General features: G+C 44.7%; 11 protein-coding genes. 2 read left to right on the top strand and 9 right to left on the bottom strand.

Annotation, left to right across the window (positions count from 1 at the left end; all coding sequences use genetic code 11):
- Positions 1-78: 78 nt before the first annotated feature.
- Positions 79-1485, top strand: coding sequence for an efflux transporter outer membrane subunit (locus ID165_RS21890; RefSeq protein ID WP_192347553.1), 1407 nt, complete (start codon positions 79-81; stop codon positions 1483-1485).
- 130 nt (positions 1486-1615) lie between these two features.
- On the opposite strand, the gene ID165_RS21895 is transcribed toward ID165_RS21890, so the two are convergent.
- The gene (locus tag ID165_RS21895) at positions 1616-2524 is read right to left on the bottom strand and encodes a cyclase family protein (protein ID WP_192347554.1); all 909 of its coding nucleotides are present in this window, start codon (positions 2522-2524) and stop codon (positions 1616-1618) included.
- Positions 2525-2626: 102 nt separating this feature from the next.
- Between ID165_RS21895 and ID165_RS21900 the strand changes: the two genes are divergently transcribed.
- Entirely contained in the window at positions 2627-3790 is a 1164-nt protein-coding gene (locus ID165_RS21900; RefSeq protein WP_192347555.1) for a DUF4221 family protein, read from the top strand.
- A gap of 93 nt (positions 3791-3883) precedes the next feature.
- Here the strand turns inward: ID165_RS21900 and ID165_RS21905 are convergent, their stop codons facing one another.
- The 8 genes from ID165_RS21905 to ID165_RS21940 all read right to left on the bottom strand — a co-directional run bounded on the left by ID165_RS21905 (position 3884) and on the right by ID165_RS21940 (position 16378).
- On the bottom strand, positions 3884-5032 hold the full coding sequence (locus ID165_RS21905; RefSeq protein WP_192347556.1) for an aldose epimerase family protein: 1149 nt from the start codon (positions 5030-5032) through the stop codon (positions 3884-3886).
- Positions 5033-5037: 5 nt separating this feature from the next.
- Entirely contained in the window at positions 5038-6882 is a 1845-nt protein-coding gene (locus ID165_RS21910) for a glycoside hydrolase family 2 protein (RefSeq protein WP_192347557.1), read from the bottom strand.
- A 141-nt stretch (positions 6883-7023) separates the two neighbouring features.
- Complete coding sequence (locus tag ID165_RS21915) at positions 7024-8568, bottom strand: glycoside hydrolase family 43 protein (RefSeq protein WP_192347558.1); 1545 nt, start codon at positions 8566-8568, stop codon at positions 7024-7026.
- Between the two features lie 584 nt (positions 8569-9152).
- Positions 9153-9383, bottom strand: a complete 231-nt coding sequence (locus tag ID165_RS21920) for a hypothetical protein (RefSeq protein WP_192347559.1) — start codon at positions 9381-9383, stop codon at positions 9153-9155.
- A gap of 4 nt (positions 9384-9387) precedes the next feature.
- Positions 9388-10440, bottom strand: a complete 1053-nt coding sequence (locus ID165_RS21925; protein WP_192347560.1) for a family 43 glycosylhydrolase — start codon at positions 10438-10440, stop codon at positions 9388-9390.
- A gap of 172 nt (positions 10441-10612) precedes the next feature.
- Positions 10613-11317 carry a DUF3823 domain-containing protein gene (locus ID165_RS21930; RefSeq protein ID WP_192347561.1) on the bottom strand — a complete coding sequence of 235 codons (705 nt, stop codon included), beginning with the start codon at positions 11315-11317 and terminating at the stop codon, positions 10613-10615.
- Between the two features lie 22 nt (positions 11318-11339).
- The gene (locus ID165_RS21935) at positions 11340-13208 is read right to left on the bottom strand and encodes a RagB/SusD family nutrient uptake outer membrane protein (RefSeq protein WP_192347562.1); all 1869 of its coding nucleotides are present in this window, start codon (positions 13206-13208) and stop codon (positions 11340-11342) included.
- Between the two features lie 17 nt (positions 13209-13225).
- A complete protein-coding gene (locus ID165_RS21940; RefSeq protein WP_192347563.1) occupies positions 13226-16378 on the bottom strand; it encodes a TonB-dependent receptor in 3153 nt (1050 codons plus the stop codon).
- Positions 16379-16665: the final 287 nt, after the last annotated feature.

The following is a 16665-nucleotide window of genomic DNA, read 5'->3' on the forward strand; positions in this document are numbered from 1 at the left end:
GGGATGATTGTAAAACCTGCGACCTGCCTGCCGCAGGCAGGGATTCCATGTGGCCATTGTAAAACAAATTATAAAAACATGAAATCTTTAATTTATAAAATAGCGATAATCCTGTCTATAGGATGGCTGGCTGCATGCAAGGCATCTGAAGACATAGGTACTCCTGTGGATGTTTTTCCGGAAACATTCAGGGGCAATGAGGCGTCGGTAGATTCTACCGATGCCACAATTCTCTGGAATGAGTTTTTTATTGACCCAAATCTCGTTTCATTAATCGAACGGGGACTGGAAAGAAACAATAATCTGTTGATCGCCAGAAAGAATATCGAAGTCGCCCAGTTGAATTTTAAGCGGGCCAAATGGGGCAATGTCCCTGAATTTGATCTCTTGGTGACGGCTAATTCCTCCCGTTTTTCAGACAACTCCCTGAATGGAATCAGTACGGATTTATTTCTGGAGCGGAAAAGTCTGGAAGATTACCAGCTTCAGGGCTTGCTGAGCTGGGAAGCTGATATCTGGGGTAAAATACGCCGGCAAACCCAGACCGCTCTTGCCGAATACCTTCAGACCGGTGAGGCTGCCAAGGCTTTGCAGACAGGGGTGGTAGCTTCCATAGCCAAAAGCTACTATAATCTGCTGAAACTAGATGCGCAGCTGGAAGTGGCAGAGCAAAATCTAGAACTCAGCAAGCGGACAAAGGAGATCATTGATCTGCAGTTTGCCTCGGCATTGGTTACTACGCTGGCAAAGGACCAGGCTACTGCGCAGCTGAAGCAGGCAGAGCAGTTGATTCCTTATCTGGAAGGGGAAATAGCGGTAGAGGAAAACACACTTAGTGTATTGACGGGAGTCGCTCCTAACTCAATCGCACGGGGTGTGTTTCAGGAAAATCTGGCAAGTGTGATCGGGACAGGTGTTCCTGCCGATCTCCTGAGTGAGCGCCCGGATGTAAAGGCAGCCGAACTGGGGCTCCAAGCGGCCAATGGAAAAGTGGGAGTTGCCAAAGCGATGATGTATCCCTCTCTTCGAATCACTGCTTCCACTGGACTCAATGCTTTTGAAGCCGCTAATTGGTTTAACTTTCCCGGATCGGTATTTGGCGTAGTGGGTGGAAGCCTTGCCCAGCCTGTGTTGAACAGGAGAAGGCTGAAAACCAATCTCCAAACGGAACAAATCCAACGGGAGCAGCAAATTTACACTTTTCAGGAAACTGTGCTGACTGCCATAAAGGAAGTGTCTGATGCGATGGTGAGGATAGAAAAGACGGCTGAGCGGCAGGATGTGGCTTCTTCACGTGTGGAGGCACTAGAGAATGCCGTGGGTAATGCAGATCTCTTGTTTGAAAATGGCGTGGCCAATTACCTGGAGGTTATTACCGCACAGGGTAATCTGCTCCAAAGCCAATTGGATCTGGTGGAAATAAGAAGTGCCAAGCTTTACGCTTCCATTGATCTTTACCGGGCTTTGGGTGGAGGCTGGCACTGATCATAGGAGCTTAGTATTATGTTAAAACCCGGGCGGCTTGGTGGAGAAAGCCATTCCAACCGGGTTTTTCTTTGAAAAGCTCAGATGGTGATCCAGCGTGGGAGACCATTGATATTATAGTTATAGGGCTTTATCTTTCTGGGTAGTCGGTTTTTTTCAATTTGGCCATTGCTCTGACGGGAAATGTACCCGCCCCCTTGAATTTTGGAGGAATGGCACTGAAGGTAAACCCATCGTCTGGCAGGAGGTTTAAGTTGCACAGATGCTCCACGATCAGAATTTCAGAGCCCAAAAGAATAGAGTGAACGGGTCTGGTTTTTCCCGTTGTGCAGTCGATGTTGTGGGAATCAATGCCCACCAATTTGACTGAGCAATCATTTAAATACTGGGCTGCACCCTCCGTGAGGTAAGGGTGATTTTCATAGTACTTTTCCGTATTCCAGTGGGCATCCCATCCGGTGTGGATCAATACTGCCCGATTTCGGATTTCAAAGTTTTCCAGATGCTCCTCAGTTATTTCTAAGGTTTGCGCGTGCGGTATCCGGATCACCACGGCCTCTAGGTCAGTAAAAGCTTCCAGTCCTACTTCCGAAAGGTCTTTTCCATTTTCATAGCGATGAAAAGGACAGTCTATATAGGTGCCGGTGTTGGTTACCATTTCTATTTTTCCGATTTGAAATTCCGTTCCTTCAGCATAGTACTGTTTAGAATCTGTTCTACTCAGATAATCACAGATGATAGGAGCAGGAAGTCCTTTGTAGGTAACCAGTCCATTTTCGATAGTATGGCTCAGATCAACCAGTAGCTCTTTTCCTTTGCTTTGATCGATGGGTTTGCGTTTATGAGGTTCCACCATGATTTCTTTGTTCAGAATGATAGCCCGTCCCACCATAAGCAACCTAAGGTCTTTGATGATGTAGTCTGCAAGGTCATTATCCGAAATATCGTCTCCGGCGATATCCAGTCGAAAATCCTCTCCTTTGATGCTCCCGCCGTTGGTGAAGAAGAGTTCAAAATCGAATTTTACTCTTTTGTCCATTTATGATTTTTTGAAGCATTTCAAATCCCCTTTGCTTAAGTTGCTCATAATAAATACTAGCCTTACTTTATACTTTCATTTAAATATAAAATCTTTTGGAATATGAAATATTTGTTCTTTCTGCTCATATCATCACTTTTTCTTTCCTGCTCCCGATCTCAAGAGTACCGCAAACTTAAACTTATTCCCAAACGCTTGGTGGAGATTCCTATAGATGATCAAACGTCTACGAATTGGTGGTTTATGCAGCCAGTCAGCCTAGAGGGGGAAGAATACCTAGCCTATCACGACATGATCAGAGCCAAGGAGAGATTTATTCACTTCGCACATATAGCGGATCCGGACAAGTCTTTTAAGGTGCAATTAGCCTTGGAGGGACCAGACGGCATAGGGGCACTCGACGGTTTTCATGTAAGAAACTTAGACAGTATTTTCGTGCTAAACCAGTACAAGTACGAGCTGAATTTGGTAGATAGTGCAGGACGGATCAAGAACCGTTACAGGTTGCGTGCGGATGATTCCAACTGCCCTTCACAAGAAACGGCACTGCCGACACTTTGGACCTATGCTCCCATAATTGATTTGGGAACAAAGTTGATTATTTCCTCAGCTCCGGATAGTGATCCTTTTAAAAATGGCTACAAACAGAAAAATCTTAGCATAGTCCTGAATCTGGAGAGCAAAGCTTTTGACTATCATCTGGGATACAGTGACAACTACATGGAGTCCGGCTTTTGGGGAGTAATGTTGGAGATGCCCTCCTACACCGTAAATTATCAGGATTCCCTGATTTTACAGTCTTTCCCCATAGAGGATCAAGTGATGGTATATGACTTCAACCTCAATTTATTGGAGTCCCCGGTGCTCTTTAGCCGACTTTACGAGGGACGCTTCCATTCACTTCCGGAATATGATCTTGACCCGGGTATTTTCTACAATCATATCTATTCCAATCCAAAGAATAATATGGTCCTCTATGATCCCTATAGGAATCTGTATTATAGGGTGATGTCAGGATCATATCCTGATGAAACTATCAAGAATTTGATAGAGAAGAAATCCCTTGGAGATAGTAAAAAGGGGAAATTCCCGGAAAGAACCATCATGGTATTTGACAGGAAATTCAAAGAACTGGGTGTGGTCGAACTCGACCGTGACAACTATTATGTGGATTTTATCAGGGTGGTGAAAGAAGGGATACTTATAGAATTACAAACTGAAAATGAAGACAAGAAGATGTTTCAACTATTTGAGGTCAAGCTGTAGATGGATCATTTGGAGTGGGTTGCTTCTGGTGTGTGCTTGTGAGAAAAACTCTTCAAAAAAAGCCATCCTGATTTCTCAAGATGGCTTCTTTTTTTATTTCGTCCCAAATTTGTAAATACAAGTCTGCTCATATTTCTCTCCGGGTTTTAAAATCGTAGACGGGAAATTCGGCTGGTTGGGTGAATCCGGATAATGCTGGGTTTCCAGACAGAATGCAGATCTCTGTTCATAGACTTTATCTCCTTTGCCGGTGATGGTTCCGTCAAGGAAATTGCCACTGTAAAACTGAATCGCCGGTTCAGTTGTCCACACTTCCATTTCAATGCCTGTTTGTGGAGAAGAAATAACTGCTGCTTGAGTCAAATCCGCTCCGGATTTGTCCAGTACCCAGTTGTGGTCATATCCTCCACCGAACTTTAATTGCTCGTTTTCCTCGTTGATTCTCGCGCCAATTCTAGTTGGTTCTGTAAAGTCAAAAGGAGTTTCTTTTACCGAAACCACCTCTCCAGTAGGAATCAGCACGTCATTTACAGGAGTGTATTCGCTGGCGTTCAGTTGCAGCGTATGATCTAGCACTGTTCCATTTCCAGCACCGTTCAGGTTGAAAAAGGAGTGATGGGTCAAATTTACCGGAGTTGCTTTATCAGTTTCGGCTTCATAAGTAACCTTGAATTCGTTGTCATCTGTGAGCGTATAAACCATTTTTACCTTCAGTTCTCCCGGAAAACCTTCTTCTCCATCCGGCGAAGTGTATGTGAATATCAAACCATTCTCACCAGACTTTTCCACATTCCAAATCACATAATCCATTCCCCCTGGACCGCCGTGAAGGGTTTGCCCATTGTTGTTTTGCGGCAATGTATATTCCTCCCCATCCAAGGTGAATTTTCCATCTGCTATCCGGTTGCCATAGCGACCGATGGCTGCACCGAAGTATTTTTCGCTGCTTTCCAGATAGCCGTCCAAGGTCTCAAAACCCAGAACTACATCTACCGGGTTTCCGTCCTTATCCGGTACCCAAAGGTGGGTAACCCGTGCCCCGAAATTGGTGACTTTCATTTTCATGCCGTTGGCATTCTTGATCTCGTATGTTTCCACTTTTTTGTCTTGAAAGGTTGTGCCAAAAACCTGCTCTTGTACAGGTTCTTCTAGTTTAGTTTCTTCTTTGGGTTTGCTTTCGCAGCTGTAAAGTAAAACCCCGAGCGCGGCTGCACCAAGGATTTTGTTGAAATGATTATTCATTGCGCTCACTTTTTATATAAAGGTGAATGTATGCTTTTCATTTTTGACACATCAAATTTGATGACTTTTCTGTCATAAGTCATCAATCCGTTGGTCTCTACTTCCACATCTGTGGTCTGTGTATAGACTGCTGCCGAAAGTCCGGCTTCCACCAGCTCACCAAGTCTGGTTATCAATTGCGAATAGCGATTGTAAAGCTCATCTTGGTTCTTAAAGCTTTGGTAACCCCAGTTGTCTTTCTGCTGCCACACATGACCATCCACAGGAAGTCCCAGTCCGCCAAATTCGCCCAGTACTAGAATATTATCTTTTCCGTAAATCTTTGGATCAGGCATTTTCGCATCCGGGTAGTTGTGCAAATCGATAATATCACCTGCGATTTTGGTTCCTTCCATTTCAAAATTCCCTCCGCTTGCGCTGTTCACCAACCGGGAAGGGTCATGTTCTTTGGTCCACTCGGTAATTTCCTTGGTTTTAAACTGACCCCAGGCTTCATTGAAAGGCACCCAAACTACGATAGAAGGAAAGTTATAGAAATCATCCATGATTTCTTTCCATTCTTCCCTGAAAATTGCTTCGGATTCCGGAGTTCTGTCCCTATCCGTCTGCTCTCCGAGTACGGCCAATTTCATTTCCCAGCCATTGCCCATATCTCCGCTTGGCATATCCTGCCATACGAGCATTCCCATCTTGTCACAGGCATGATACCAAGTGGCAGGCTCTACTTTCACATGCTTTCTGATCATGTTGAAGCCCATATCTTGGGTCTTTTGGATATCAAATACCATCGCTTCATGACTTGGAGCCGTGTACAATCCGTCGGGAAACCAGCCTTGATCCAAGGAGCCATATTGAAATAGAAATTTGCCATTCAGCATCATTCGTTGGATACCATTTGCATCCGGAGCCATGCTGATTTCTCTCAAAGCCGCATAACTTTCCACAGCGTCCACCACTTTTTTGCCCTCTACCAATTCCACTTTCAAGTCATACAGAACAGGATTTCCAGGTTCCCAAAGCTGGGCATCTTTAATTGTGAGTTTCGCAGTCTCGGACGGCTTCACCGTTTGCCCGGTTAGCATCGCTCCGTCTTTCCAGGCGGTTACTTTCACTTGTTGCCCTTCGGCAGCTCCAGCTACTTCAGGAGTCACTAATAGTTGCTTGCTCTGGATGTCTGAAGCATTTCTCAGCTTGGAGATATAGGCAGCAGGCACAGTTTCTAACCACACAGTCTGCCAGATTCCCGTCACAGGAGTATACCAAATACCATGGGGATTATTGATTTGCTTGCCACGGGGCTGAGGGCCCTCGTCGCTGGGATCCCATACCCGCACCTGTAAGGCTTGAGACTTTCCGGATTTTAAATGATCGGTAATATCAAACTCAAATGGATCATATCCACCTTGATGCTTTCCAACACTTTTACCGTTGACAAATACTTCGGTTTCCCAGTCGGAGGCACCGAAATGTAGCAGCACTTTGTCTTTGCTTGATTTCTTTGGAGTAGCAAAAGTCGTATTGTACCACAATTCATTGTCTTTCCCTACGGTTTTACCTACACCGGAAAGAGCGGATTCTACGGCGAAAGGAACCAGAATTTCTCCATCAAAGCTAGTCGGGATTGCCTGGCCTTTTGGCTTGATGGCATAATCCCAAAGTCCATTCAGGTTCACCCAGTTTTCCCGGGTCATCTGGGGCCGTGGATATTCTTGATGGACATTTTCAGGGGTCACCTGGGTAGCCCATTCGGTCATGATTTTGCCTTCTACAGGTTTGTACTTGTCGGTTTGTGCTGTTGCGATCTGCTGCGCAAAAAGCAGGCATACGACAAAAATCAGTGTTTTCTTCATAGGATAGGTGTAAGGATATTCTATTATATAAATTCTATTTTTTCAGTAGAATTTCACTTGTTAAACTCGGGACTGAGTGTGTCCCGAATTTGAAAAGTCTTATTCTTCGAAACCTTGATACTAATTTCTAAATACTGGCTACTAATAAATCCTCACTTCCTTGAAATGTGCATATGCATCCGTAGCTCCTTTTGAAACCAATCCAAGCCTAAACCCCATGCCCCAAGGGACTAAATGCTTCACATCCTGCTCCTCGCCAACTTGGATAATTTTGCCGTCTACACTAGCTGAAGTGGTCATTCTGTAGCCGTTTTTCATTGTCAAAGTCAATTTAACTTCTTTGCCTGCCGGTATTGTTTCAGTGGCTATTTCTCTGGTCTTTTGATTGATAGTCTCCCAAAGTATCAGCTGATTTCCTTTTACTGAAATACCCATTCCCGCAGGTGGAGCCCCGAAACCGTTGTTTGCGCCTCCGATCACCGCCAATCCGGCTGCGGCATTTCCATCAGGAACGACCGTTGCTTCGTATTGGTAATCCAGCGATTTGGTGCCTTGCACGAGCAGCGTTCCCAGGGTTTCATTCTCTTCCGAAGCCTGAAGCCTGAGCCCTTTTTTGCCTGTTTGGTATTGGATATCCTGTGTCACTCTCCACTGCCAGATCGGATCCAATCTTTTTTTGAAATTGTCCCTAAATCCTAATGAGGCTTTGCTGCGTTCGTAGCCTGCATTATTCGCCAGAATAGGCCAGCCGTCGGAAGTCCATTCAATTTTCTCCAAAACTCCCTGCCTCCCTACATATACGCTTCCTTCGGTATTGTACGCATGGTAGAGCATCCAGAAGTCTCCGTCTTTCTCTACTACAGTTCCGTGTCCGGCACATTTCCAGTTATCGTTATCCTTTAGGACTGGATTCATATCATACTTTTCCCAAGGTCCCAGAAGCGTTTTGCTTCGGGCAACTCCCGTGACATAATCGCAGGTGATTTCGCAGCACCCACGGGCAGAATAGGTTGCATAGAAATAGCCGTTTTTCTGAAAAATCGCCACTCCTTCCACCAATCCACCTTCCCAAGGTTGATCATTCCGGAATAACTCATGTTTCTCTCCGACCAATTCAGTCCGTGTTTCATTCACTTCCTGTGCCCAGATCGGAGTTTTCTGCCCTTTGCTATTTCCATCTTCTTTCCACAGTACATATATTTTTCCATTTTCATCCCTTGCCTCAAAAGCATCGATGGAACCGTATTCTTGTGCTACCAATGGACCATGATCAATAAATTTGCTTTCGGGCGAATCTGCACTTGCTACTGCCACACTGAGGCGATTACTTTCCTTGTCCCTTGCTGTATAATACGCGTAGATTTTTTTTTGATCCTCATCATAAGAAAGCTCAGGTGCCCAAAAGTTATTCTTCGCCCAATTGGGAGCACCGTTGGGAAAAATATAATTCACCAGTTCCCAGTTCACCAAATCGGTAGACTTGAAAATGGGAAAAAGTGGCGCCCACTCATTGGAAGTGGCGGAGGCGTAATAGTATTTTCCTATTTTGATTACGGTGGGATCGGGACGGTCTCCCGCCAAAACGGGATTGTCAAAGGCCCTACTTTGGGTTAAACCTACATGGGAAAAGCTGAGAAGAAGGAGAAATAGTAAGATTATTCTGGGTAAGCCAAGTAGTTTATTCATTCAATTTTGGGTTATTATCTAATTGGGGAAAAGCGGTAGGGCACAATCGTGCAGTGCCCACGGACACCAGCGTCACATCGGCTAAAGGCTCATCAGAAGTTTTCAGAAGATTTCTCAATTCCCACCAAGCCGTATTGATTTAATTGTCATTCCGGTATTCCTTTAGGTATCCTTCAGGCTTTACCACACCTACAGGAAGCTTGATCAGCGCACCGGGGGCACCGATGGCACCCGGTTGCTGACATAAAATTCATTTGTGTTATCTGAGGAAATCCGGTCAAGTAAAGTGACCGCATTATTGGAACTGTTTTCAGTGGAACAAGAAATCAAGCCGGCACAAATAATTAGCGCCAGTATTGATTTAGAGCGGTTTTTTAACATTTTTAGGAGGTTTTGGAACAATAAACGTTCCTGAAATCGCTACACCCTGTTTCAAACTAGGTTTGATTTTAGTAGTATTTCTAGTGTATGACTTTTTCATATAGGTTTGGGTTTTGTTAATGAAAATAATTGAGAATAACTCCTAAAGTTAAGACAGCATGCTTAGAATGAAAACTTTAACAGCAATCTTAACAGCCAAATTTTCACTCGACCCACACCGGTTGGGTAAAGACTCCATTTGCAGCTATGTCCCAAACTTCTAATCTTATCCATTTTCCCGACGGCCAAGAAACCTGGACCTCTCCGTTTTTGTCTATGACTTCAGCACCGTTTTCTGAAGAAAATTCCTCAAGCGTTACGCTCTGTCTGGCAATTGCTAAGGAGCTGAATAATAGTAAGAGTGGAATTAATGCAAATTGTCTGACTGAATGCATGGGATTAATTTAAGTCTAAAATAGGGGCATCTTGTGAGCTCGTGCCGGGAACTAAGTCACTTACACTTGGCCACCCGTCTACCCAGATGATCTTATCCAAAAGCAGTACCCTGCGATTGGTACCATTGTCAAGTTTTGGTTTCTGCTTGTCCATGCCATGATAAAGAAGCCATTCCTGACCGGCATCGTCCAGTACGATTTCCGCATTATGACCCGGACCTGCATAGCCTGATTCGCCTTCGTTTCCACCTACGACCAACGTTCCCGTACCAGAATCGAGCAGACTTTTCCCTTCCTTATCCAAGTATGGTCCTTCCAGATTCTCAGATTTTCCCACCAGAACTTTGTACGTACTATTTGCTCCTTCGCAGCAGGTTCCTGCCGACCCGAAAAGGTAATAATATCCGTCTTTTTTGTATACATAAGCAGCTTCCAAGTGATCACCTGCTACCCGGCGTTTCTCTCCGATGGACTTCTTGCCATCGGCTGTCAGTTGGGTAAGATATAAGCCATGAAAGCTTCCCCAGATTAGAAATTTTGTTCCATTTTCTTCGATATAAAAGGGATCAATAGAATTGTCGACTCCGATTTCTTCCGAGTCAAATACTTTTCCCTGATCTACAAACGGTCCTTGAGGACTGTCAGCTATGGCCAGTCCGATTCCCGGATTTGGATCTCCCCAAGTGGAAAAAGAATAATACATGTAAAATTGATCTCCTACCTGAGTCACATCCGGTGCCCAGATACCACCCCGTTCTTTCCAGCTTGGTTTTTCATCCATAGAATTTCCGACTACTTCCCAGTTTACCAGATCACTGGATTTGATCACGGGAACCAGGTGATAGCCTCCTTCTTCTCCCCAGTTGTCTTCCGTGCCGTAAGCATAGAATTCATCACCGACTTTCACTACGGTAGGGTCAGCCAGTACAGGCTCAAAAACAGGATTGATATAAGTAAGGGTGTCGCTGATTGTTGGTTGGTCAGGAGTAGTGACGAGATTCTCAGCAGATTCTGAGCAAGACCCGAGTGCGATAGTAAGACTTAGTAGAAGATGCATACGATGATTTTTTCTAAACATATTATTAAAAGCCCTTGAATTGGGATTATAGTCTCGGAGAGATCTGGGAGGTTTCGAAAACCTGACAGATCTTAAATGGACTTTCAGAAAAAAGCCGGGTCACTCAGTACCCATCTCACTGGCTGAGCTCCCCGGCATATCCATAAGAGGCTTATAGATTTACTTTAATTACTTCAGAGAAAATCATGTCCTCTACACCTTGGATCTTAACTCCCACTCGGGCATAGCCATAATTTTGAGTAGGAACTCTTTCAGGCACATCTACTTCCAACGTGATGGAAGATAAATCCTGCAGATCACCGCCACTTCTATTGTCTGTGGCGATGCTGGTACGGTTGTCCACAAATGAGGTCTTGCTTACGTACAGGGAAACCTCCTCCACTTCCCTCGATTCGTCTCCTTTGATAATCCGTTCTAGGTCAAAAGTTGCTGAAACCTTATCACTTCCACCATTGATGGTGACGTTACGGATCATGAAGTAGGGCATCACTTCTATGTCCAATGTCTGACTTCCTGTGAGACTGACCGGAATTGTGTCATTGCCGGTTTGGTCATTGATGATTTTCATAAATGGTCCCTGATTATTTGGAATAATCATTTTATACTCACCCTTGAAAAGAAGCGAGGAATACGATCCATCCTGATCTATCGCCACGCCTATATTTCCAAGACGCTGCCAGCCCTGTTCCCAAAGCTCGATGTACACATCATTGTAACTTACACCAATAGGTTCGCCTTGATAGACTATTCTCCCGTCCAATTGAAAGTTAGGCTCATCGTAATTATCATAGCTACAAGATACGAGGGAAGCCGCTATTCCCATCATTCCCAGTATATTTTTGAAATTTAGCTTCATGTGTTATTGAGTTTAGGGGGATTTAATGATTTGGGTTTCGGATGATTTTTGGATTGTTGTTTCTCACACCGTCACCGATGAAGGAATAATAATTGCCCAATCTGAATCGGTGAGCATTAAATACCGGTGCAGGTACAAATTCTTCAAAAATCCACTTGCCGTTATTCGGAGAGCCCGGCTCGTAATATTTGTAAGGCTTCAGTCCGAAAACTCTCGTGCTTACAGCCAAAGCATCACCCGGATTATTGGTGAGATTAGTGCTTACCCCATTCCAGATCCGATGCGCCAATCTCCATCTCTTTTTGTCCCAAAGAATATGGTTTTCAAAGGCCAATTCTACTTTACGCTCATGTACGATTCTGTCAAAGTCAATTTCGCTTGGCGTAAGATCCACCGGAAATCCCGCTCTTCTTCTCACCTGATTCATGTACTCAGCAGCTTTGTCCAGTTGATCCAATTCGAATGCTGCTTCAGCAGCATTCAACAGGATCTCAGCATATCTGAATCTTACCAACCAAACCGCCGAACCTGTTCCCCTCTGGCCTGATCCCACAGAGGTATCCACATATTTTCTGAGGTAGAAACCATTCTGGGCAGACCATTCCAGTTGGTCAATCGGCCCGTCAAAACCTACTACCTGAACAGAGGTGGAGCTTCCAGGCAGCTGTGCCTGTCCGCCCAGTTGATCTGAAGTAATGACAGAACCGTCTTGCAACTTATAGCCTGCCCAGATATCTACTTCCTTTCCTCTGAAGGATGCTCCCGGGACAATCACTGTTCCCAATAATCTTGGATCTCTTCCTGCAAAAATATCCATTGGATCGTCGTAGTAGATTGGGTTTCCTGAGGCATCCTTGGTGGGCAATTGAGCAAAGGTGTTGTCAAGCAATTCATAAGACTGAACCAAGTTGAGGGACGGGTTTAATTTGCCGCCGGAAGTATTTTCTTCTCTAAGGGAGCGTGGGATGGTTTCTATGGTGAATCCATGTGTTCTTCCCTGTACCAGGAAATCTTTGGCAAGAATTACTTCATTATTCGAGCTTTTATTCAGGAAGATATTGGTGTAGTTCTCTGATTTGTCGGGATCCTGGTTATAGAGTTCGTACGTTCCCAGTGACATTACTTCTTCAGAGGCATTCAAAGCAGTGGTATAATACGCATCCGCCATGCTGGCCGGGATTCCCACTTCTCCACCCGGAAGGGACACCTCGGGAGTCAACTGACCATACTTTGCGATAGAACCTGCATATAAAGCTGCTCTTGAAACCAAAGCTAATGCTGCTCCTTTAGTTGCTCTGGATTTGGTACCACCGTTTGGAAGGTCATTCTTCACAGCTTCCATCTCTGCTATCACAAAATCATAGATTTCATGTTCTTTCGCTCTTGGGTATTGAAGGTAAGTAGGGTCTCCACTGTAGTCATATTCCATGGACTCCAAGATCAGGGGTACACCACCCATACGCTTCACATGCTCGAAATATACCATGGCCCTGATGAATTTGGCTTCGGCTAAGAATCTGGTCTTTGATTCTGTGGACAATGCGGTCGCAGCCTCACATTTTTCGATAAAGAGATTCAAGTCTCGGATGTAGCCATAATTCCACATTCCCCAGTCGCCATAGTTATATTCCTGATTTTGGTGTCTGCCGTAATCGCCGGCATTGCTCGCAAAGGCCTCATCGAAATTGGTATATTCCCACCAATTTTCGAGACCCTGATAGTCAGGAAGGCGATTGTACAAATCGGCCAGCACGGAAAAGACCAGGTCTTCATTGGCCCACACCTGCTCTTCACCGAGAATATCAGTGGGTTCTCTATCTAGAAACTCGTCATTGCTACATCCGGCAACTGCCAGGAAAATGACCAAGTATATGTATTTGAAGTTTTTCATTGTTGGTTCGGGTTTATTTAGAATGATACGTTGAAGCCGACATTCACCACTTTGTTCTGCGGGTATTGCAAGCCGTTTTCGTCTGCTATTTCAGGGTCAATTCCAAACTGATGTACATTGTCAAGCGCAAATAGATTGTAGCTGCTCACAAACACTCTAGCTCTGGACATATTCCATCTGTTCAAGAGCTTTTCCGGAAGAGTATAGCCGACTTCTAGTGTTCTCATTCTCAGGTATTTTACATTGGTAAGCCACCAGGTAGAATTCTTGTTGTAATTACTGTGTCCTCCTGTATTGAATCTCAGTGGAGGGTTTTTCCCCGCCACCCAAGGACTGTTGATATCAAGGATATCTTCTCTGTGGTAGCGATCATCGTACATGGCTGTCAATAGGTTACCTCCGTTTTGATAAGGCCAGCGCATTTCCCAATTTTGGTTGTAGGAGTACATCCCTCCACCGGAGAAGTCGGCGGTCAGGTCAAATCCTTTGTATTGAAAATTAAAGTTTAAGCCAAAGTTTATGATTGGCTGTCCTGCGGATTGGTAGCCGATAGGACGTTCATCGTAGCCGTCGATTTTACCATCTCCATTTACGTCCTTATAGATGAAATCACCCGGAAGCAACGTCCTGTTTCCTTGACCATCGATATTCACCGGGTAGTCATTGATTGCATCATAGGATTCAAATTGACCGATGACTTCATAGCCCCAGAAGATTCCGCTGTATCTATTTTCGCCCGAGTTTCTGTAGTGATCCCAAGAAGAGCTGAAGGTTGGGTTATAGGAGCTTAGGAATTTGCTGCGGGCATAAGATGCATTTGCACCGATTCTGAATACCAAGTCCCCGACTTTACCATTCCAATTTACGGCGATCTCAGCTCCGGAGTTAGAGTCAGAGTTTAGGTTTTCATCGGTGAGCCCATACCCTAGTTCTGCAGGCAGAAAAATATCATTTCTCACTCCTCTCAGACCTGTTCTTTTTCTTTGAAAATAATCTATAGCTCCTGTGATTTTTCCACTGCCAAAAGAGAAATCCAATCCTATATCTGTAATTGTACTTACAAACCAAGATAGATTATCAATGGGCTGACCCGTGTTCACTGATCCCTGAATATTTTCTCCATCTACTATCACCGTAGATACTCCATACTGATAGCCTGTCAGATAATCGAATGGAGTGATAAATCTTGGGTCATTTCGATCAATTCCCATATTGATATTATCATCGCCCAACTGGCCATAGGATGCTCTGATCTTCAATTCATCCAAATCCAGCTGTGCTGCGAAATCATCCATAAATACTTCTTCCGAAATCCTCCACCCCGCAGACACTGACGGGAAGAATCCCCAGCGATTGTCAGGAGAAAATTTCCAAGAAGCATCCGCACGACCCGCTACTTCCAACAGGTATTTTCCTGCATAGTCATAGTTTACACGTCCTACATAGCCGATTCTTGCTTCTTCCTGACGCTCATCATTGTAGGTGTCCGTGTCAGCAAATCGGATTATGTCCAAGAAATTGTTGGTCGGTACGGAGTGTAAGAAATTATAAAGTCGGGTGCGCTCGATCCGCTCGTTTAGGAATAAAGCTGAAATGTTGTGCTTGTCGCCAAAGGTTTTATTGTAAGTAAGGGACAGTTGCCATACATTTTCCATGATCTTTTCCTGTCCGCGGTCACGGTAAGGATTGTCATTTCCGCCAGACCTGAAATATTCGTCTGTCTCAGGATTATAGCCATACACATCGTAAGTGTATTCGAATGTGTTGAACATATTGTCCGCCAAATAGTAAGAATACAACCCCTTTGCTACCAGATCAGGGACAATCTCATACTCTGCCGTAAAGTTGGTCTGTAGAACCTGCCATTTGTTTTCATAGAAACCTGTTCGGTCGTAGTTCAACAGTGCCCAGTTGGTTTCGATGTTGTTGATGTTGGCAGGATAGTCCGGATTGTCGTTGGCATAGGGACGCTCGGTAGGTCTATTTCTGAACAGTGCAAACCTTGGCTGCCAATAGTCATCTGCGCCTGGAACACCTGGATTTTCTCGGTTTTCGATTCGTCCATTGATCTGCATACCAACTCTGAACTTGTCGGTGATGTCTGTATTGATATTGGACTGAATATTGGTTCTGTTGAATTCAAACTCGTCTGAGAACACAGCCTTCTGGTCAAATCGGGTTACCGATAAATAGTAATTCGTCCGTTCAGAGCCTCCGGACACAGAAGCGTTGAAATTGCTCTGAGGAGCATTTCCTTTGATGATAAAGTCTTTCCAATCAAAAGACCTAAATCCGTACTCAGTGCCCTGCTTCCATTTTTCCAATTCCTCGGCAGTGATATTGGTATTACCAAACTGATTGATATCTGCATCGGCTTTGCCCAGCATCCACTCGTAGGCGTTCACACCATCGGGAAATCTGGACCAGTTTTGCCAGCCGTAATAGCCGTTGATATTAATTGTGGGAGTTTCTCCACGTTTGCCTTGCTTGGTTTTTACCACCACTACGCCGTTTGCCGCGCGGGATCCGTACACTGCTGCCGATGCGTCTTTCAGGATGGTGATACTTTCTATATCTCCCGGAGCAAGATTATTGAATTGTCCTTCATCCTTTTGGATTCCATCAATTACAAAGAGCGGTGTTCCCATATTTCTGATCTGAAGCCAGGCACCTGCTCCCGGCCGGCCATCAGGCTGACGGAAAGAAAGCCCGGCCATTTTACCTGCCAACGCTCCTGAGACTGTTGCGGAAGGAACTTTGTCTATATCGCGGCTGGTCACATTGGCTACTGCACCGGTGATGGTCTCTTTTTGTTGTTCGCCATATCCCACCACGATTACCTCATCGAGGTTGCCTAGGTCGCTTGCCAGCTGGAGCTCAAGTTCTGTTTGGTTGCCCACTAGTACTTCTTGGGTTTTGAAACCAATAAAAGATACTCGCAGGGAGGCGTTGGCACTTCTAAGTGTGATTGCGAATTTACCGTCAAGGTCTGTGACGGCACCATTTGTAGTCCCTTTCTCTAGGACACTCACGCCGGGCAGAGGTTGACCGGAGGATTCTTCCAGTACTGTTCCCTGGATGGTGGAGCCTATCTGCGCCATCAATGGAATTGCGGTCAGCATTCCTATAATGAACAGCAGGCTAGATTTCGTGAGAAGAAGTCTTTTCATAAATAATCATTTTGGGTTAGAAATTATGTTAATTAATAGGCCTTCGGTTATGGCAATATTTTCCCCGGAACCTTAAAAAAGGCTCTGTTAAGTAGGTAGGGAAAGTGAATAAATACTTCGCTAATCAGAGGTGATTAAGCGTAGGCCCACAAGAATTGGCTAGGTAGGAGTTAGGCTTTTTTTCATGGTTTTTTGGGTTTTAGTGTAAAATATCTTCTTTCAGCAGCTAAATATTTTACTGTTGGAAAGACTTTATTGCCGAGTCTATAAATGTAATTTCTCCTTCA

The sequence above is a fragment of the Algoriphagus sp. Y33 genome (assembly GCF_014838715.1).
In the GTDB taxonomy this organism is placed as follows: Bacteria; Bacteroidota; Bacteroidia; order Cytophagales; family Cyclobacteriaceae; genus Algoriphagus.